The sequence below is a fragment of the Staphylococcus xylosus genome (assembly GCF_002732165.1).
Lineage (GTDB): Bacteria > Bacillota > Bacilli > Staphylococcales > Staphylococcaceae > Staphylococcus > Staphylococcus xylosus.
Map to the genome: position 1 here is coordinate 221,774 of NZ_MRZO01000003.1, position 21,279 is coordinate 243,052.

Below are 21,279 nucleotides of genomic sequence, written 5' to 3' on the forward strand. Positions count from 1 at the left end.
TTACCAACCTTGACCTGCTATATCGTAGTTTTCTAATTGACCTGTTTCAAAGTCTTGAATTGCAGCCTCTAACACGTTTAAAGCAGTGTTTAACTGGTCATAAGTTATGACTAATGGTGGTTGGAAACGCAGTACATTACCAGCAACAGCAATGATAACGACACCATTATCAAAACAGCGATTACAAATCTTTAAAGCAGCTTCAGGATCTCGCACTTTTTTGACTTTATCTGACACAATATCGATACCGATAGAGAGCCCTTTACCTCTGACATTTCCGACAGAGTTATATTTTTCAGGCCATTGATCTAGACGTTCACGAACGTAATGTCCTTTATCAGTGCTAGCTTGTAAGAGCTCTTGATCTTCAATCATAGAAATTGTAGCTAATGCAGCTTCACAACTTACTGGATTGGCACCAGTAGTAAATAAGTGAGCAGGAGCATCTAAATAGTTCATAATTTCTGAACGCCCAACAATGGCGGACATTGGCAGACCACCTGCTAGTGATTTACCAAATGTAATAAGATCAGGTTCAATATTATAATGCGATATGGAACTCCAACAACCTGTTCGTCCTAGCCCTTGCTGGATATCGTCCACAGCCAACAATATACCGTGTGTTCGGCATAAGTCTTGTAAGGCTTCAAAGTAACCATCTACGGGTTCAAGTAAGCCACCGTCGCCTTGGATGGTTTCAATCATGATACAAGCTACTTCATCGGCTGGTACGTACTTTTCGAACATTTCTTTAAGAGGAGCAAGATATTCTTCAACCGTATTTGGATTTTGCTGCTCAAACATACCTCGATAATTATCTGGAAAAGGAATGTGATAGAAACCTGGTAGCATTGGGCCATAATGTTTACGCATATTTAAGCTAATGGCAGACATAGAAAGTGATCCGTATGTAGAACCATGATAAGCATTAATAAAACTAATAATATAAGGTCTTCCTGTATAAGCGCGAGCTAGTTTGACGATACCGTCATTTGCATCTGAGCCCGAAAGTCCAAACAGTGCACGCTTCTCATATGAACCTGGTGCAATTTCACATATCTTTTTCGCTAATTTGACTAAAGGTTCATGATACATGTATGCAGGCGTGTAATGTATGAATTGATCAACTTGTGCTTTGATAGCATCGGTAACCTGTTTAGGTGCATGACCAACATTTTGAGAACTTGCACTTGATAGCAGGTCGATATAGGTTTTACCTTCAACGTCTACTAGCGTTGCACCATAGCCATGTGAGATAGCTAATGGGTAATATTTAATTCTTCCTGGCTTGGCAAAGTATTTACTATCTTCATTAATAAGTTGTTCTGATTTGTTCATAATTGATGCGCCTCCCATAATTTAGCGTAGGATGTATCGACATGTATAAAGTTATTGTGAGCTATGTATCGTCAGCTTACATACATCCTAAAAAATAGTAAAAGTAGTCTTTATACTCATGGTGAAAAAGTCACGTTAATAATAGCTAATAAGTCGAATATACTAAGAAAATTTAGAATTGTAAATATATTCTGAAAAATTAAGGTTGAATAACGCTTTTTTAGTGTAAATTAACTATTATATTAAGTGAATGTGCTCTATTTTAATTGATTTTAAGTTGAATATAATAATAATATATATCGGACGAGGTAATATGATGCTATTAAAAATATAAAAACAGTTATAAGTAGAAATGAATGATGAAAATTGGTATATTGTGCTTAAGAAATAATGTTTCTCTCTATAACATAAAAATACGAATCTTTAAAATATTTATCGAATGGCGGAAAGTTAAAATTAAAAAATAAATTATAAAATTCAAAGGTATGTAGGAGGAAAAATATATGATATATGCTGGTATATTAGCAGGCGGTATTGGTTCTAGAATGGGAAATGTGCCTTTACCAAAACAATTTTTAGATTTAGATGGTAAGCCTATATTGGTTCATACGGTTGAAAAGTTCTTGCTCACAAATGAATTTGACAAAATATTTATTGCGACGCCACAAAAGTGGATTTCGCATACGAAGGATACGTTGCGTAAACATCAAATTAATGATGAAAGAATCGAAGTGGTACAAGGGGGTTCAGATCGTAATGAAACGATTATGAATATTATAAATGAAGCTGAAAAAGCACACCCTATTACTGATGAAGATGTAATCGTTACACACGACGCGGTTAGACCATTTTTAACGCACCGAATCATTAAAGAAAATATTGAAAGTGTGTTAGCACACGGTGCTGTCGATACTGTAATAACTGCAACTGACACTATTATCACCTCTAATGATGGAGAACAAATACAGTCTATCCCGATTAGAAGTGAAATGTATCAAGGTCAAACACCACAATCATTCAATATAAATTTATTGAGAAATAGCTATAATGCATTATCTGTAGAAGAGAAAGAAATAATGACAGATGCCTGCAAAATTCTTGTGGTAGCTAATAAAAAAGTGAAATTAGTGATGGGAGAATTGTATAATATTAAAATTACGACACCTTATGATCTTAAAGTAGCGAACTCTATCATTAAAGGTGGGATGTTGAGTGATTAACCAAGTTTATCAACTGGTAGCGCCTAGACAATTTGAAGTAACATACAATAATGAAAATATTAAAAGTGATAAGGTCGTTGTAAGACCATTATATTTATCAATTTGTGCGGCGGACCAAAGATATTATACGGGTAGTAGAAATGAACAAGTACTTAAGAAAAAATTGCCGATGTCCTTAGTTCATGAAGGCGTCGGAGAAGTTGTTTATGATAACAAAGGCGTATTTAAGTCGGGGACAAGAGTTATTATGGTACCGAATACCCCCGTAGAAACAGATGAAGTCATAGCAGAAAACTATTTACCAAGTAGTAAGTTTAGATCTAGTGGCTATGATGGTTTTATGCAAGATTATGTTTTTATGGATCATGATCGTGTTGTAGAAATTGATGATAGTATTGAAGATCTAAGTACAATTGCATATTCTGAATTGGTAAGTGTGAGTTGGCATGCAATTCAAAGATTTGAACGTAAATCTAATGCAAATAAAAATAGCTTTGGTATTTGGGGAGATGGCAATTTAGGATATATTACTGCAATTTTATTAAATAAACTATATCCAAATGCATCAATTTATATCTTTGGAAAAACAGATTATAAATTAAGTCATTTTTCTTTCGCAAATGAAATATATCATATACATGAAGTACCTGAAGGGGTTACTTTTGACCATGCATTTGAGTGTGTAGGTGGGAAAGGTAGCCAGTCCGCAGTAAACCAAATCATTGATTTGATTTCACCAGAAGGCACAGTTAGCTTGTTAGGTGTAAGTGAATATCCTGTTGAAGTTAATACAAGATTAGTGTTAGAGAAAGGTTTAACGATGTTTGGAAGCAGTAGAAGTGGTGCGCAAGACTTTAAAGATATTGCGAAATTCTATAAAGATCATCCAGATGTTGTAGAAAAATTAGCACTACTAAAAGGCAATGAATTTGATGTTAGAACTATTAATGACGCAGTCAATGCATTTGAAACAGATTTATCGACTTCATGGGGCAAGACTGTAATTAAATGGACGATGTAAACTTTTAATCAATAAGCAATCATATTTTGAAATAATGTTATGAACAGGATAAAGAGAGGGTTTTTAAATTGAGTAAAGCTAAAATAATAATTGATAATATTTATTGGGAACGTATTCAATTATTTATTTCAGGTCATGTTGAGGATATAGAATTGAACAAGAAGTGTTTTGTTCTACGTAATTTAACTGAGACCAAAGAATTGAAAGCAAACGATGTGAAAATTAATGGAAATCAATTCGTAGCACGTTTTAATGTGGCAATATTAGATGACGGAAATTATCTACCTTCAGGTGAATATTTAATTGTATATAAAGGTGACTTTGATTATATAGCTAATATTAATGCATCATTGTTAGAACCAATACAGTATACGTTAGAGGAAGAAGAACTGGAGCAATATTACGAGATAGCAACTCAAAATGGGAAGAATAATTTTCTATTAGAACATTTTATGTACACATTTAAAAAAGGTGGCAACTCTAATAAAACAGAGTATATTGTGAAACCTATGATATCCAGTGAAGTTAATGAGTTTGTGCTAAATATTTTATTTAAAGCACCAACACCTAAGTTGAATCCTCTTAAACAAAAGATTGCAAATTTGAAATTAAAGTATAATCGTTATTCATATAATGTGCGTAATTTTGTCTTCCAAATGATATTTAATACGACAAAATTTTTCCATTTGAAAAAGGGCAATACTGTACTGTTCACGTCTGACTCAAGAGCTGAAATGTCAGGGAACTTTGAATATGTTTATAAGGAGATGTTACGCCAAAATTTAGATGGAAAATATAACATTCATGCATTGTTTAAATCTAATATTTCGGCACGTCGCAATTTTATAGATAAATTTAAATTTCCATATTTATTAGGTAAAGCAGATTATATATTTGTTGATGATTTTCATCCATTACTCTATACAGTGAAATTCAGAAAAAGTCAGGAAATTATTCAAGTATGGCATGCGGTTGGTGCTTTCAAAACAGTTGGTTATAGTCGAGCTGGAAAAAAAGGTGGACCATTCTTTAATTCTGTAAATCATAGAAATTATACCAAGGCCTTTGTGTCTTCAGAAACAGATATACCATTTTACGGTGAAGCCTTTGGTATTAAAGAACAAAATATAATTCCAACTGGTGTCCCTAGAACAGATATCTTATTTGATGAGGCGTATGAACAACAAGTTACAGCAGAAATGGAGACGGCACTACCAATTATTAAAGATAAGAAAGTGATTTTATTTGCGCCTACATTTAGGGGTAATGGACATCATACGGCACATTATCCATTCTTTAAAATTGATTTTGCTAGATTTGCACGATATTGTCGTGAAAATAATGCAGTAGTTTTATTTAAAATGCATCCATTTGTGAAGAATAGATTAAATATTCCTAGAGAATATGAGCAATACTTTGTGGATGTTTCTGATTTTAGAGAAGTTAATGATATTTTATTTGTTACGGATATTCTAATTAGTGATTATTCATCACTTGTTTATGAATTTGCAGTATTTAAACGACCAATGATTTTTTATGCATTTGACCTTGAAGATTATATTACATCGCGTGATTTTTATGAGCCATACGAAACCTTTGTGCCAGGGAAAATTGTAGAGTCATTTAATGATTTAATAGCAGCGCTAGATAACGAAGACTTTGAAGTAGAGAAAGTAGAGCCTTTCTTAGATAAGCACTTTAAATATCAAGATGGTCGTTCGAGTGAACGTTTAGTAAGAAACGTATTTGGAAGCTAAGAAAAACTGAAAATAAAAAATTATGATGAGCTGAAACAATAACTTATAAATTGAAGGTAAGATAACGAATCTATTCATAGATTAGGTATCATTAAACTAACTATGTGTTATTAGTATTTCAGCTCATTTTTATAAGGTGGATAAATCAATGAAATTTTCAATCATAGTACCAAGTTACAATTCTGAAAAGTATGTAGGTGAACTATTGAATAGTTTACAGAATCAAAAATATGATAAGAAAGACTTTGAAGTTCTACTGATAGATGATTGTTCTACAGATAACACTTTAGAGGTAGTAGCGTCTTATAAAAATAAATTGAATTTAACTGTAAAACAACTTGAAGCCAATTCGGGTGGGCCTGGAAAGCCTAGGAATACAGCTCTAAATATGGCTCAAGGAGAGTATGTGTTCTTTGTAGATTCAGATGATTACATTCATCCAGATACATTGAATGATGTGTCAAAATTTGTTGAAGGTAATCAAGCTGATGTAGTTCTAGTTAAAATGGAGGGTGTAAATGGTCGTGGCGTTCCCAAATCTATGTTTAAAGAAACAAACGATGATGTCACATTAGCTAATTCACGTATTATTTATACATTAAGCCCCACTAAGTTTTATCGTACATCATTACTACGAGATAATCATATTGAGTTTCCAGAAGATTTACGTAGTGCAGAGGATCAACTGTTTACAATGAAAGCATACGTTAACGCAAAGAAAATAGCTGTATTGGCAGATAAAACGTACTATTATGCTACTAAGCGAGAAGGGGAACATATGAGCTCGGCATATGTGTCGCCGAAAGATTTTTATAAAGTTATGGGATTAATTACAGAAGAAATTTTGAATAGCCATTTAGAGAATAGACATGAAATATTAGGATATTTTTTAGATCGCCATTTTTCATTTTCAAGAACAAATAATTTCTCACTTAAAATAGCAGATGATAAAAAAGAAGCTTGGATGGATGCGTTAGGTGACTTTATACAAAAAGTACCTACCGAAGTAGATGATATCGTGAGAGATTCACTGAAACCATTGTTATATTATGCGCGCAAAAAAGATATGAAACATTATCAAATTGTTGAAGAAAGCTTTAATAATGGTCAGTTTTATAATTTCAGTGCGCAACAAGGTGTACTGCAAATTCAATTTGATCGTGAAGAACCTTACTTTATATTCAATAAATTAATGAAACCTGATATAAGAATGACGCAGTTTAAATTTAATGAACAAGGTTTTGAATTGGAGTTAGAATTTTTAAGTTCAATCATCAACCCTAATCATGTGGCTTCTATGATACAACTAAAGTTAGTATCACGTAATAAAAAAGAATTGATTTATATACCTTTAGCTATTAATGATCAAACACGTTTTAAATTTAATGCTTCTATGAAGGATATTATGCCATATTTAATTAAAGAAAAAGTTTGGGATGCGTTTTTAGAGATGAGAGTAGATAATATGAGTGTTGAAAAACGTATTGGCGGTAAACGCTTAAAGTATCCATATGGTAAAGAAACGAGTACGATTGCTTTACTAAATGACAATTATTACCGTTTTACTCCGTACTTCACAAAAGATTTCGACAACCTATCATTTTATGTAACTCAAAACCAATTAAACAATATGATTGAAGTTACGATAAAAGATAGTAAAACGATTCAACTTAGTAGTTTAGAATTTAACTATATTTTGTCCGAAGGTTTAACAACTGTATTACTGCCAGATACATTTATGTATGGCTACATGACTGCTCATCAATCTGAAGAGAAAATGACTTATAATATAGCGCTTAACGATAAAATTAAAGCTAAAAATTTTAAAAATAATTTCACTTTGGAATCACAATATTTTAATTTAAGATATTAATCAGTATAATTTAATAAAAAGCGATATAACGATAAATGCTAAGATCATAAATGTTTATCGTTATAGTGAGCTACCTTGTGGGTAGGAATATGAAATCAATTTTCTAATTTGGTTTCTATCCTACCCCTTAATATTAATATAGCAGTGATGACTAAGAATCAGAGCTATATTTTGCTTTATATATAAGTGTGATGTTATAGAAAGTTCAATAATCTATTGTATACTTTATAAACAATTAGAGACCTATAAACCGATGTCATTGATAATAATTTTCAATTATAGTATCTTTGAAATAAACGTATTTTTAATAGGGATATAAAGCATAAGTTAAGTTGTATATTAACATTTTAGTTTCATAATGAGATATGGCAAGTGAGTTAGCTCTTGTATTCTTTTTCTAGTGACGGCATGGGATGGTAAAAGAGGTTATTTAAATATAATTTTCTGAGTCATCCCAATTTTAGTTTTATGTGAAGAGGGAGTTACTGATGAAAAAAAGTAAAATAGATATTAAAGATTTAATAAATATAGGTATCTTTACGGCGATATATTTTATATTTATAGCACCACCAGGTATTTTAGGCATAATCCCAATATTTATGTTATTACTTCCTGCTATGATAGGCTTGATAGGTGGTATACCGATTATGTTACTTATTACGAAAACGCAAAAGTTTGGCGCACTATCGATTTGTGGCATTGTAGTAAGTTTGATATTAGCAATTATGGGTCATCCTTGGATGGCATTAATTTTAAGTGTACCAATTGTTATATTAGCAGACGCTATTATGGCGATAGGTCATTATAAAAGTTGGAAATTAAATGGTGTGGGTTATATTATCTTCTCGTTTTGGCCAATAGGCAATTTATTACCATTTTATTTTATGAGACAGTCATATCTAGCCTTTATACAAGAGAAATACGGTTCAGGGTACGAAGCTACGGTAGCTGCATTATTTTCAATCGAGATGATTCCTGTCATAATTGTTACAACAATTATTGGAGCGCTGATAGGTGTTTATATCGCTAAAGGTATATTGAAGAAACATTTTAAGCGTGCAGGTATGATTTAGTATGAATAACAAAGTAAAAAATCAAAGTCATATATTTAATTTAGATCCTAGAGTGAAGCTAGGAGTCATGATAATCGTTTCACTTATTTCATTAACTGGTGGTGTAACAGGAAATGAAATTTTCTTAAGACTACTTGTAATGTTAATACCATCTTTATTGGTTCTACTCATTGGTAAACATCTGCTTGGATGGCTATGCATCATTGTTACAATTAGCGCATGGTATGGCGAAGCGTTTGTTACATTTAATCAAAGTCAAATAGCTACTTTACTCATCTTTGTCCCTTCAGGCGTAATTACACGTTTTTTACCTTCACTCGTAATGGGTTATTACCTTTTTAAGACAACTCAAGTTGAAGAGCTTATTGAGGGTTTAGAAAGTCTGAAAATACCAAGAAAAATTACGATTCCTCTGGCTGTAATGTTTAGATTTTTACCAACGATTCAGTCAGAATCAGCGTCGATTAAAGATGCAATGAAGATGAGAGGTATTTCATTGCGTTTTGCGTTTAAAAAACCACTGCAGTATTTCGAATACCGTGTTGTTCCATTGTTAAATAGCGTCGTAAAAATTGGGAATGAATTGACTATTGCATCGATTACCCGTGGTTTGAATTTAATACATAAAAGAACATCTATTGTAATGCTAAAAATGCGTTGGATAGATTGGTTATTTATCAGCATGATACTGATTTTATGTGTAACTTATTATATAGTGTGAGGTTAAAATATGATTCGAATTGAGGATATGTCGTTTAATTATGAAAATGGAGAAAAGGTGCTAAATAATATTAATCTTACTATTAATAGGGGTGAGGTTATTTGTTTAACAGGAGCATCAGGATGTGGAAAAACTACAGTGACACGCATTCTAAATGGTACTGTACCACATCTATATCATGGTAATATTGAGGGGACTGTTCAAGTCAATGGAAAGGATATACGTCAGCAATCGATTTATGAGATTTCCAAGATAAGTGGCTCAGTTTTTCAAAATCCTCGTTCACAATTTTTTTGTTTGAATACAACGAGTGAGTTAGCATTTGAACCGGAAAACTACGGTGTTAATCCACAACGTATCGAAGCTAATATTAACCATAGTGCTGAAGTACTGAAGGTGAACCATTTATTAGATAGAGATATATTCAACCTGTCCGGTGGGGAGAAACAACTTATCGCTTGTACCGCAATACAAGTAAGTGGACACGAAATTATCATTTTAGATGAGCCTTCATCTAACTTGGACTTTACTACAATCACTAAATTACGTCAGTTGTTGGAGCAGTGGAAAAGTGAAGGTAAAACAATTATCATTGCTGAACATCGTTTGCATTACTTGATAGATGTCGTCGACCGTTTTGTAGTGATGAAATATGGTGAGATTGGTGAAATTTACGATAATGGCTCATTCAACGCATTAACGCATGACAATTTAACGCTTTTAGGATTAAGATTGATACATTTAGATGATATGAAACCTAAAGGTTTAAATTACAACAATAGCGAAGAAAAATTAACATTACATAATTTTATTTTTAATTATAAAGCTAAGGAATCATATGCACTTAATATTTCTAAAGTCGAACTACCACAAGGCAAAGTAACAGCTATTATAGGCTCTAACGGTTCCGGGAAATCGACGTTTGCTCGATGTCTAACCGGTGTAGAACGTAAATTTAAAGGACATATCGATATAAATAATAGGATATTAAAACGCAATCAAAGGTTAGATCATGTGTATATGGTTTTTCAAGATGTGAATAATCAATTATTTGCTGAAAGTGTTGCTGAGGAATTACGTTTAAGTAATAATAACTTAAATGATGCATCGGTTCAATCACGCTTAGAACAGTATGGAATATCAAAACATGTTGATAGGCACCCGTTGTCACTTTCAGGTGGAGAAAAGCAGCGCTTAGCTATTGCTAGTGCTGTAGAAACTAAACGAGAGGTTCTTATTTTTGATGAACCCTCTAGTGGATTAGATGGTCAACGTATGCGTGAAATAAGTGGAATCCTTAATCGTTTAGCTAATCAAGGGCACACAGTATTAGTTATTACACATGATTATGAATTATTGATGGCATGTGCAGACGAAGTATTACATCTTGAAAAGGGATGTATTAAAGATCAATACCCATTGGATAATGAACATTTAAGAAAGTTACAGAACTTTTTTGAAATTTAAATACTACAGTAATTGTTCAAATTAAAAATAAGGCTAAAAACAAATGGTGAATTTGTTTTTGGCCTTATTTTGTTATTAACTCATGGCGATCATAATATATTGAATAGACGATTGAGATAGTTTATAAATCAAAGGTTCTTTATAGTAATGTAAACTCAATTTCGATAGTGGATAATTAGCGCTATTGATTTGTTCTATACAGCTTAAATCAAAAAGTTTCTGATCTATATTTGAAGGTATCAAATTTGTAATCATTCCATGATCTTTATTTAAAAGTCTTGAGAACACTGGAAATGATTTGATGAAATGATGATTTACTTTAACGATACAAGACGTTTTTTCTATGTTACTAAATAATAAAATATGATAATGGCAATTTGTTTTACATATAATTGCGTTAGGCAGTAAGGCGACTTGTTGTTTGAAAAAAACCTTTAAAAAGCTATAAATATGAACAATCGGCATTGGACAATGAAACTTATTAAACAGCATAATTCTATCATTATCGTCGGTATAGTAAGGGTAACCCAAACCACAGATACTTTGATTTAATTCAACTAAAAAACGCGTTAATAAAATGTGTGTCTGTTGGCTAGATGTGTTGTAGTAATCTTGTAAGGATTTATGAGTCAAATGAGTTAAAATTAATTTATTTGCATGCTCAATACCTAATTGGCTAATAAATATTAAGAGTACTTGTTTTAAATTATAGTTTTTTTGTGACTTTACTAGCTTAGGTGCCATTAATCTATAAAATCTATTCAAATCTAAATCAATATAGTAAAAATCTGCTTTAATCGAAGTGATATGATGTAGCATTTGAGGTAAAGTATTTTTACTTTTAATTATGCAATCAATCGTCGTACCAATTTTAATAAGCGGGTACTTGAGATGGACTTTTTCAATAAAATTTGAAAGCTCATTAAAACCATTATAAGAAAACTCGAATTGTAATGTTATTTGAGCTGAATTAGTGGCTAATTCAGTTAGTAATTTAGCCACTGAAAATTTTTGAGTTTGACGTAAAGATAGGTTAGTTATTTTAATAGTCAACTGATGACCCTTTAGCATTAATTGTTTAATTGTATGTATGATTTGTTGAGCACTTAATGCATTTAATTGCTTCAAATGAGTATCTAATACACAAAAGTTTATTTTTGAAAACATCGTCGTAGAATCATTGCCCACTATATGAGATTCATAAAAATGATTCAAGGTATATATATCATCTAATTGAATAAGTGTAGTCATGGGTTTGAAGCAATTATTAAATGACAGTTTTGAAAGGTTTAATGAATAATCAGAGTTATTTGTGTGCATAGTTGGTTCTTGGATGCTATTCAAGTAATTCTTTGAAGTTACGTTATTTGAAACTAATTTATATGGCGATTTATAATGACCCTTTTTAAATAAAAAAATATACTTTTTAGGTGGCATATGGATGTAATATTTAAAATGTTTAGAATAAGTTGTTACATTCAAAAAGCGATATTTAATAGCGACTTCATAGATACTTTTATTATCTTGAATAAGGTCATATAGGGATAAAGCAACTCTTAATGAAGTCGTATAATGTTTAAAATTTATGTTGATATTACTAGAAAATAGTATGGATATATACGACTGTGAAATATAAAACGTTTGAGATAAATGCTTTGTGTTTAATGTCTCGCATATATTTTCGTGAATGTATTTCGTAATACGACCTACTAATGGGTGTTTAGTATTTAAATAAGGTATGTAGATGTTATTTAACATTACCCGTGCTTCTCTTAATAAGAATTCAATAATACTAGATATATACATATTCATACTGAACTCATCTTGGATGGGCTGGTGTATGCTTTCTAGAACTAAGTTCCTAAATTGTTCTACAAATTGAATACGGTTAAAATCGAAATATGATTTTGAAATATTGGTATCTTTTTCAATAAAAAGTGGTAAAGGGATTTTTAACTCTAATAGCTCTTGAACATCTAACATTTGATATAAATCTGCATTATTAACAATTATGCCATCAGTGACTGTAATAGTTGTTCCATTTAAATTGATCTTACAGGGTTTGTTTAATGGGAGCAGTATAACAATTTCATTGATGCATCTTGTTAATTCAGATGTATAATGATTCCTAATAGATAGCGTACTAATCAAAAATATCACCTTTATCTAGATATGAGTCTTTTACCTTGTAGTAGTATGCCTATTGTACAACTCTATACTTTAAAAAAGGTAGACAACTAATAACATTAATAAAATGAATGCTTAGATTAATAAAATGTCATTGTGAAAAGAAGCTAAGGGTATATTTGTTAATAAAATTTTAGTGATATAGTAAAAAAATAAATAGTTATATTGATATATGCTATATAACAGAGTATGAAAGTTTATAAAAGTGAGTAAAAAAAATATTTTGTAAAGAGAGTAATACGATCACAAAGGATGTTAAATTGTTATGCTTTTAGTAAAAAGGTTTGAATTTCATAATTAAACTAGGGGGATAAAGGTTAAAAAGAAGGGGATAAAATAATAACTTCACTAAAGTTGATAAGAAGGCAGAATATGAATAAGATCTAAAGCTACTGCCTGAAAGTAACTTTAGATCTTATTTTTTCAAGTAGCAATAATCTACTTGATTAGAATGTTGTGATATATCATGTCTTAAAATGGGTGCATAAAGTCTAATTCTGGGAATGGAATATAACTATGATGATAAATGGCACGTTACTACCTTATGATATATTAGACATTCTATATTAATATTATATAAACAAAATCAAAACCTTGCAATATAAAATTAAATAGTTTTTGAATAGAAGTAGTTGAAAATAATTGAACATAATTAGATACTGCTACCAATTTATTATTTAGAGACGTACTAGTCAAAGTAAGCTATCTGTTTTGTTTATAAAGATCGATTGCTTTGTATAAAAATATTAATACAGAGATAAAGAAAAACAAAGTAAATAAACCGTTAAATATCTCGTTGCTAAATAGACTAACAACTGTTGCACTACTTAGTGTATTTAAAAATAGTGAACCGGTTGTTTCGATTTCAAATAAATCAAATGAAAATAAAACTAATGTGATTAGTAACATGTAACCTACTGCAATAAGAAATAGGTTTAACAAATCAACAAAAAATAATTTTCGCATCACAACCAGCCTCCTCCCTTAGTTCTCTATATCCCATTTGGAAGTAATTAATCTTAAGTTTTTGTAATTTTACTTTTAAATAATAGTTTGTCGAATGATTTGTTATTTTCATATTTTGTCTTTAGTAGACGCAAAAGTTTATAAAATAAATAGGAAAAGTAAAATTAATTATTAAATATTAATTGAAATTAAGTTAAAACTGTTTCAACTTAGTCTAAACGTGCTAAACAGTAGGTAAGTCTGATTTTTATCAAGAAAGGGAGGTTATATATGTATAAAGCTATTATTTTTGATGTTTACGGTACAATATTTGATATGAAATCGCTAAAAAACGATATGGATCAATTCAACGAAGTAGAAGCAAAATCCATTTCGCAACTTTGGCGTAAAACTCAGTTAGAGCATATGTTTTTAAGACAAGTGATGCAAAGATATATTCCTTTTGATGAATTGACTAAAGAATCACTGCGGTATGTATTAGATGTTCATGAGATTCAATACAATAGAGAAGATGTAAATCAACTCTTTGAAGCATTTTTAGATTTAGATTATTTTAAAGAAATTCCAAAAGTGCTTTCGGAGTTAAATTCGAAAAACTTAGAAGTTGGTGTATTATCAAATGCTAATGACAATATGTTAATGCCTTTAGTCGACAATTCCGAAATTAATAAGTATATAAATACGGTTATCAGTGTTAATGAGATAAAGCAATATAAGCCTAGTCCTGCTAGCTATTCCTTAATACTGAAATATTATCAAATGGCGCGTGAAGATATTTTATTTGTTTCCTCAAATGCATGGGATGTTTCAGGTGCAGCTAATTTTGGATTTGATACAGTATGGGTAAATCGTAGTAAATCACATTTTGACTATAACGGACAATCTCCAACTATGACAGTAAATAATTTAAATGAAATGGTTAAATGGTTAGAAATGAATAAAAGATAAGACTTTAATAGTTAAATAAGTACTTAAAAGTACAACTGACTTTTATAAAAATAGGGGCGGGAAGACGTAATCAAAATTTATGATTCGTTTTCCCGCCCCGAACAAGGCTAAGTAGATTGTAATACTAATAATGTTTCGTGTTTAATAAATTTGAACTCAAACATTATTTAGATTGATTTAGATGCTCTGTTAATAATTGAATGTACAAATCAATGAATGTAAGATATACATCTTTATATACGTATTCATCGACTTGGTGCGCCTGTCCTGTTTCACCTGGACCATACATGACAAATGAGAAGTCTTCATTTTTGTCTTTCATTAAATAAGAAGCATCTGTAGTTGCAGTAGAAGAAGTTACTTCTAAATTTCTGTTGAAATATTCGTCGCCTAAAGATTTAGCCAATTTTAAAAATGAGTTATCGCCTGTAGTGTAAACAGGGTCACGATTAACATAAGGATTTACAGTAATGTCTCCGTTACTTTCTTTTTCAATTTTTTCTTTAATACGATTGAATAGTTCTTCGAATTTTTTATTATCAAATTGTGGAATTGTACGCATATTAAATAGTGACTCAGCGTATTCAGGAATAGAGTTAACTTGGTCTCCGCCATTTATAATTGTTGAATTCATCGTAGGAGTGCCTAATAACTCACTACTTGCGTCCACTTTGTTATATTCTTTATTTAAATAATGAATGAAATCAACTAAAGGATTAATTGCATTAAAGCCTAGCTCTGGCATGGAACTATGTGACGATTTCCCTTTAGAAGTAACTTGTATGTCCATCGTACCTTTGTGTGTATAGACAATGCCATCTTGAGATGGTTCTGTAATTAATAATGCGTCTATATCGTCCATGTAGCCTTTTTCATGTAACAAGGCGGCACCATTACTTGTGACTTCTTCACCAGCTGTAGCCATAAAGCGAATAGACCCCTGCTTCAATAGACCTGCTTCTTTAATTTCAATTAAACTAATTGCTAACGCTACAAGTCCGGATTTCATGTCTGCTGAACCACGGCCGTGTAATCTTCCTTGATCATCTTCAGTTAATTTGAAAGGATCATAATGCCATTTATCGCTATCACCAGTTGTTACGACATCCATATGTCCTGAAACGCCAACTACAGGTTTACCGTTTCCGATTTCTGCAATAAGGTTAGCACGGGAAGATTCACCATCCAACGTTAGAATTTCTGTATGAATATCATGTTTTTTAAAAAGCTGTTGCAAATAATGAGCAACATCAAGTTCTTTTTCATTTACAGACTGAATTTCAATAACATCTGATAATATTTTCACACGTTCATCTTTTGAAAATACTGCCATATAAACACTTCCTTCAAAATTAATCAATACATTATAATTAATACCACTAAGTCTTAATAACAAAACAAATTAATAATTTACGGCTAAGAGAACGAAATCTATACGAAGAAATTATGTTTAAATCTCGTTCCTAATTTCAGTTTGAAATTATAGAAGTATTGATTTTTGAAAAACATGTTTTAGTTATATATTATTTGTCAAAATTATTTAAATCTAATTGGTAAAATGCAAGATCTAGCCATTTATCGAATTTATAACCTACTTGTTGTATTGTACCTGAATGTGTGAAATTGAATTTTTTATGTAAATAAATACTGTAATCATTTGTAGCATCTATACCAGCAACTAATGTTTTATAGCCACTTCTTTGTGCATGATGGATGATTTCAAGTAATAATTTCGAAGCGATGCCATTTCCTCTGTGATACTTACTTACATAAATTGAGTGTTCAATAGAATATTGGTAAGCTGGCCAGTCCCTAAATGAACCATAAGTTGCAAAGGCAATAGCTTCGTCATGTTCCACATAAACTAAAATAGGCTCGTTATTCTTTGATTTATTTTCAAACCAAGCCTCGCGCGATTCAAGTGTCTGCGGATTGTAAGTATATACGGCTGTGGTATTTAAAATGGCATCATTGTAAATGTCTAATATATTTGGTAAATCTGATTTAACTGCTTGTCTTATCATAAAAATCCCCCCACGATCTTTTATATTATGTCATATGTTTATTTAACACTTATTTTATGCAAGGTGCAATTTTTTGTTATGAAAATTAACGTGGATATATACATGCTTTTAATGATTTTATATTAATAAATATAATTAATGAATTGTGCTATACTTGATACGACTTTTAAATATGAAATTGCTCAAAAGGAGAAACAAAAAAGATGAAGAAATGGACTAATCACCTGATTACTGTGGTAGGTATATTACTTATTTTAGCGGCGATTTACCTTTTTGCGAAACCACATATCGATGATTATTTAACAAAGAAAGATGATGCAACAAAGATAGAAACTTATGATAAAGATACTTTGAAAAATAAAAATCAAGAAGTTGAAATTCCTAAAGATAAAACGAAAATGGCTGGCTATTTATCAATACCAGATGCAGATATTAAAACGCCAGTCTATCCAGGACCTGCTACACCGGAACAACTCAATAGAGGGGTCAGCTTTGCTGAGGCTGATGAATCATTAGAAGATCAAAACATCTCGATTGCTGGCCATACCTATACAGGAGGTTCAGATTATCAATTTTCAAACTTACCAGAGGCAAAAGTAGGCAGTAAAGTGTATTTTAAAACAGGAAATAAGAAAAATGAGTATAGAATTGTTAAAATCTTTGACGTAAAACCAGAAGACGTAGAAGTGCTTGAAGAACAACAATCGGCTAAACAGCAGCTTACATTAATAACGTGTGACAACTATAACGAACAAACGAATCAATGGGAAGACCGTAAAATATTTATTGCTGAAGCGGTATAATAATAAAATTAAAGTAGCTGAGACATTCATCAATAATGTCTCAGCTACTTTAATTTCATGTGTTTAAAACGTTAATAAATCGTTTGGTAATATCCTTAGGGCGTGTAATGGCACCACCAACAACAGTACAATGTACACCTAAATCTGTCACAGTTTTAAACATTTCAGGAGTGACGACATTGCCTTCAGCTATGACTTTCGCATCGACATGTGCCAATACATCTTTTAGAAATTGGAAGTTATTTTCATATAAAATATGACCTTTAGTATATGACGTATAACCGTGTAAAGTAGTGCCAATATAATCAAAACCAAGTTTATCAGCATTAATTGCTTCATCTAGTGTTGAAATGTCTGCCATAATTTCAATATGAGGTGCTTTTTCTCGAACATAGGATACAAGCGATTTTAATGATTCTTTAGGACGTGTTTGTTTGGTAGCATCTAAAGCAATGACTTCACATTGACTTTCAATTAATTCATCAATTTCTTTACTGGTTGCAGTAATGAATACATCAGAATAATCGTAATCTCGTTTGACGATACCAATTACAGGTATATTAATCTCTTGCTTAATCGCTATAATATCTTCTTTAGAATTTGCTCTAATACCAACAGCGCCGCCTTCATAAGCTGCTAACGCCATTTTTGACATGATAAATGACGAGTGTAGCGGTTCATCAGGTAATGCTTGGCATGACACAATTAATCCTTGTGGTAACATAATATACACTCCATAACTTTGATAAATTTAATAATTCATTAAACTCCTTTAGATTTGTAATTTTAATATAACATTGAGAAAATAATAATCAATACATTTAATTGTTATGAAAAATATTTTCATTTATACTGAGATTATATTCATAGATTGAAGAGGAGGATCTAGATGAAATTTGAAAACCGTGTACAACGCTATCGTCACTTATTTACGAAAACAGACAAACAAATAGTTGAATACATTCAAAGTAATCAATTTGATGATGCTTTTTCGACGATTAATTCATTGGCGCATGCTATAGGTACGTCACCAGCAACTATTACGCGCTTTAGTAATAAATTAGATTATGATAACTTCCAAGACTTGAAGTTTAATTTACAACAAGAAATGACAGACAATGTTATAGAAAATAGTCCACTTATCCAACGTATTCATAAGTATCATCAAGATATTATTCAACAGACAGGCGAGTTTATTTCGGATGAAAAAATTCAAAGGCTGGTAAATCAAATTATGCGTAGTCGACAAATTATTTATGCAGGACTAGGGAGTTCTGGCTTATCCGCGACTGAATTTTATTATCGTATGATGCGTATGGGATTAAAAGGGAATGTATCAACAGATGCACATCAAATGAAAATTTTTGCATCGCTATTAACGGCCTCTGATACATTTGTAGCTATTTCAAATAGTGGGGAAACTACTGAACTTATTGCAGCAGCAGAAGTAGCTCATGAACGTGGGGCATTTGTTGTCGCAATTACAAATTACGAGGGTAGTGCGTTAACACAATGTGCAGATTTAGTATTAATTACGACAGATCAGTCTAGAATAAATGATACAAGATTTATTAATACACAAATAGCAACGCTTTTCTTAATTGATATTGTAAGTTATTTGCTATTAGATGATGATTATATGCAAAATGTCTATCAGCATACAAAAAAAATTATATTAAATGAGTAGCTTTCAACTATGTAACTTTAATAAGTGTTCCGTAAAGTAAGAATGTACATAAACATGGATTGAAAGCGTACTTGTACCTATTAGTACTCATGAAAATTATGGATGCGAAACGTTAACTTCAATTGGAAATGAAATTTAGACTTGTTTCGCATCCACAATCAAATTTAGAATGATGATTATAAAAATCTAGATATTGCGCCATATAACGAGGCGTGATTTTGGGTTTGAGTAGTTTGTACTGGAGCGTGACCATAATTGGACGGTAAGAATTCTTCGAGTTTAGGCGTGATATATTTTAGTAATTTCTCGCCTTGAGAAGATATACCGCCACCAATTAAAATTAACCCTGGATCGTAAACGATTTGAATTTGTGCAATGCCTTCTGCGACATGCGTACTCCACCTATCTAGAATGGAGATTGCTAATGCATCTTGTTGCTCAGCTAATTCAAATAGTTTGGGTACATCGTCTGAATAAGCTAATGCATGTGTTTTCATTAGAAACTTTAACGCATTAGTTGAAGCACGTTGCTCAAACGTTAATCTATCATGTTGTTTGTATAATAAATAACCGATCTCGTTGGCTCTATTTCGCTCACCATTGTATAAATGACCAACTTTATTATAAAAAGCTCCTCCTATACCTGTCCCCAATGTAAGGCAAAAAATATTATCTGCTTCATAATCATGTAAAGTAAGCTCCCCTAATAACGCCGCATTCACATCATTAAACACTTTTACTTCTGCATTTAATGGTGAAAGTAATTTATGAAAGTTTGTGCCAATAAAGTTTGGAATCGTAGGCCCCGCATAAACCACAGATCCTTCTTCTTCATTGATGACACCCGCACTAGAAATGCCCACTTGCAGAGGATGTATCATATAAGTTTCTTTAAAATGAGACACAAGCTCAAAGATTGCATCAGCAATAAATTCATTGATGTTATTTGGTGTAGGTATTCTTTGATAATTTATGAAATTTAAATTTTCATCTAGTACAGCCGCTTTAATATCAGTACCTCCGATATCAATTGCTACTTTATAATTAGTCATAATTCATACCTCCATTCAGTATACTTACATTAATGTGTATCATTTTTTAATTTAAAAGTGTAGTTATAATAATCGTGAAAAATATTTTCATCAATATTCATTATAAGTGATGAATATTTTCAAAATGCTATTGCTACTATTAATGGTAGCGTTTACAATTTGAACTGTAAATAGAAAAGCTTTATATCCTTAATTAAAATTAATTGTAATTTTAAGGATTAAAAAATATATGAACATAAGATGGAGGGAAATTTATGGAAGAGAAATTTAAAGGATTATATGCAGCATTATTAGTTCCGTTTGATGAACATGGTGAAGTGAAAGAAGATGGCCTAAAACAAATTGCTAAGAATGCAATTGAAACTGAGGGTTTAGATGGTTTATATGTGAACGGTAGTTCAGGAGAAAACTTTTTACTAAGCAAGGAGCAAAAGAAGCAAGTATTCAAAGTTGCTAAAGAAGCGGTTAATGACGATGTAACAATGATTGCACAAGTAGGATCCTTAGATTTAAATGAAGCAATTGAATTAGGGAAATACGCTACACAACTAGGTTATGATGCTATTTCTGCGGTGACACCATTTTATTATCCATTTACCTTCGAAGAAATCAAAGATTACTATTTTGAGCTAATTGAAGCGACACAAAATAACTTGATTATTTATGCAATTCCTGACCTTACAGGTGTCAATATTTCTATTGAACAATTTGCTGAACTCTTTAATCATGAACAAGTAATTGGTGTTAAATACACTGCTCCAAACTTCTTCTTATTAGAACGTATACGTAAAGCTTTTCCTGATAAATTAATACTTTCTGGATTTGATGAAATGCTTGTACAGGCTGCGATTTCAGGTGTAGATGGAGCCATCGGTTCTACGTATAACGTAAATGGTAAACGTGCAAGACAAATATTTGAAAAAGCCCAATGTGGTCAAATTGATGAGGCTTATCAAATTCAGCATGATACAAATGACATTATTGAAACAGTTCTATCTATGGGGATATATTCTACATTAAAAGAAATTTTAACAACACGTGGTATTGATGGTGGTTTACCGAAACGTCCATTTAAACCATTTAATGAAGAGAACAGAAGTAAATTAGCAAAGTTAATCAAAGACTATAACTTATAAGACATC

Annotated in this window: 18 protein-coding genes; 11 read left to right on the forward strand and 7 right to left on the reverse strand. The window is 31.4% G+C overall.

Annotated elements, in window-relative coordinates; genetic code table 11:
* On the reverse strand, positions 1-1,338 hold the full coding sequence (locus BTM19_RS06140; RefSeq protein WP_058625884.1) for an aspartate aminotransferase family protein: 1,338 nt from the start codon (positions 1,336-1,338) through the stop codon (positions 1-3).
* Positions 1,339-1,841: 503 nt separating this feature from the next.
* On the opposite strand from BTM19_RS06140, the gene BTM19_RS06145 reads away from it, so the two are divergent.
* From BTM19_RS06145 to BTM19_RS06175, 7 genes are all read left to right on the forward strand, one after another.
* Entirely contained in the window at positions 1,842-2,558 is a 717-nt protein-coding gene (locus BTM19_RS06145; RefSeq protein WP_029378222.1) for a D-ribitol-5-phosphate cytidylyltransferase, read from the forward strand.
* A complete protein-coding gene (locus BTM19_RS06150) occupies positions 2,551-3,579 on the forward strand; it encodes an alcohol dehydrogenase catalytic domain-containing protein (protein WP_029378223.1) in 1,029 nt (342 codons plus the stop codon). Before BTM19_RS06145 ends, BTM19_RS06150 begins: the two co-directional genes overlap by 8 nt.
* A 68-nt stretch (positions 3,580-3,647) precedes the next feature.
* The gene (gene tarL, locus BTM19_RS06155) at positions 3,648-5,336 is read left to right on the forward strand and encodes a teichoic acid ribitol-phosphate polymerase TarL (RefSeq protein WP_038679152.1); all 1,689 of its coding nucleotides are present in this window, start codon (positions 3,648-3,650) and stop codon (positions 5,334-5,336) included.
* Between the two features lie 148 nt (positions 5,337-5,484).
* A complete protein-coding gene (locus BTM19_RS06160) occupies positions 5,485-7,209 on the forward strand; it encodes a glycosyltransferase family 2 protein (RefSeq protein ID WP_099265791.1) in 1,725 nt (574 codons plus the stop codon).
* A 488-nt stretch (positions 7,210-7,697) separates the two neighbouring features.
* A complete protein-coding gene (locus tag BTM19_RS06165) occupies positions 7,698-8,282 on the forward strand; it encodes an MptD family putative ECF transporter S component (protein WP_029378226.1) in 585 nt (194 codons plus the stop codon).
* A gap of 1 nt (position 8,283) precedes the next feature.
* On the forward strand, positions 8,284-9,003 hold the full coding sequence (locus BTM19_RS06170) for an energy-coupling factor transporter transmembrane component T (protein WP_029378227.1): 720 nt from the start codon (positions 8,284-8,286) through the stop codon (positions 9,001-9,003).
* 9 nt (positions 9,004-9,012) lie between these two features.
* Complete coding sequence (locus tag BTM19_RS06175) at positions 9,013-10,470, forward strand: ABC transporter ATP-binding protein (RefSeq protein WP_058626031.1); 1,458 nt, start codon at positions 9,013-9,015, stop codon at positions 10,468-10,470.
* Positions 10,471-10,545: 75 nt separating this feature from the next.
* Here BTM19_RS06175 and BTM19_RS06180 read toward each other — a convergent pair whose 3' ends face one another.
* Together BTM19_RS06180 and BTM19_RS06185 are read right to left on the reverse strand one after the other, a co-directional pair.
* Positions 10,546-12,630 carry a helix-turn-helix domain-containing protein gene (locus BTM19_RS06180; RefSeq protein WP_225489469.1) on the reverse strand — a complete coding sequence of 695 codons (2,085 nt, stop codon included), beginning with the start codon at positions 12,628-12,630 and terminating at the stop codon, positions 10,546-10,548.
* A 729-nt stretch (positions 12,631-13,359) separates the two neighbouring features.
* Positions 13,360-13,623 (reverse strand): hypothetical protein, encoded by a 264-nt coding sequence (locus BTM19_RS06185; protein ID WP_029378230.1) that lies wholly within the window; start codon positions 13,621-13,623, stop codon positions 13,360-13,362.
* A gap of 270 nt (positions 13,624-13,893) precedes the next feature.
* Between BTM19_RS06185 and BTM19_RS06190 the strand changes: the two genes are divergently transcribed.
* On the forward strand, positions 13,894-14,571 hold the full coding sequence (locus tag BTM19_RS06190) for a haloacid dehalogenase type II (RefSeq protein WP_029378231.1): 678 nt from the start codon (positions 13,894-13,896) through the stop codon (positions 14,569-14,571).
* 163 nt (positions 14,572-14,734) lie between these two features.
* Here BTM19_RS06190 and BTM19_RS06195 read toward each other — a convergent pair whose 3' ends face one another.
* Both BTM19_RS06195 and BTM19_RS06200 read right to left on the reverse strand, forming a co-directional pair.
* The gene (locus BTM19_RS06195; RefSeq protein ID WP_029378232.1) at positions 14,735-15,904 is read right to left on the reverse strand and encodes an ArgE/DapE family deacylase; all 1,170 of its coding nucleotides are present in this window, start codon (positions 15,902-15,904) and stop codon (positions 14,735-14,737) included.
* A 190-nt stretch (positions 15,905-16,094) separates the two neighbouring features.
* On the reverse strand, positions 16,095-16,595 hold the full coding sequence (locus tag BTM19_RS06200; protein ID WP_029378233.1) for a GNAT family N-acetyltransferase: 501 nt from the start codon (positions 16,593-16,595) through the stop codon (positions 16,095-16,097).
* A 203-nt stretch (positions 16,596-16,798) separates the two neighbouring features.
* Between BTM19_RS06200 and srtA the strand changes: the two genes are divergently transcribed.
* The gene (srtA, locus tag BTM19_RS06205; protein ID WP_029378234.1) at positions 16,799-17,398 is read left to right on the forward strand and encodes a class A sortase SrtA; all 600 of its coding nucleotides are present in this window, start codon (positions 16,799-16,801) and stop codon (positions 17,396-17,398) included.
* 55 nt (positions 17,399-17,453) lie between these two features.
* Here the strand turns inward: srtA and BTM19_RS06210 are convergent, their stop codons facing one another.
* Positions 17,454-18,122 (reverse strand): N-acetylmannosamine-6-phosphate 2-epimerase, encoded by a 669-nt coding sequence (locus BTM19_RS06210; protein ID WP_029378235.1) that lies wholly within the window; start codon positions 18,120-18,122, stop codon positions 17,454-17,456.
* A 165-nt stretch (positions 18,123-18,287) separates the two neighbouring features.
* On the opposite strand from BTM19_RS06210, the gene BTM19_RS06215 reads away from it, so the two are divergent.
* Entirely contained in the window at positions 18,288-19,085 is a 798-nt protein-coding gene (locus BTM19_RS06215) for a MurR/RpiR family transcriptional regulator (protein WP_029378236.1), read from the forward strand.
* A 176-nt stretch (positions 19,086-19,261) separates the two neighbouring features.
* Here BTM19_RS06215 and BTM19_RS06220 read toward each other — a convergent pair whose 3' ends face one another.
* Positions 19,262-20,137, reverse strand: a complete 876-nt coding sequence (locus tag BTM19_RS06220) for an ROK family protein (protein WP_029378237.1) — start codon at positions 20,135-20,137, stop codon at positions 19,262-19,264.
* A gap of 254 nt (positions 20,138-20,391) precedes the next feature.
* Between BTM19_RS06220 and BTM19_RS06225 the strand changes: the two genes are divergently transcribed.
* Positions 20,392-21,273 carry an N-acetylneuraminate lyase gene (locus tag BTM19_RS06225; RefSeq protein ID WP_029378238.1) on the forward strand — a complete coding sequence of 294 codons (882 nt, stop codon included), beginning with the start codon at positions 20,392-20,394 and terminating at the stop codon, positions 21,271-21,273.
* Positions 21,274-21,279: the final 6 nt, after the last annotated feature.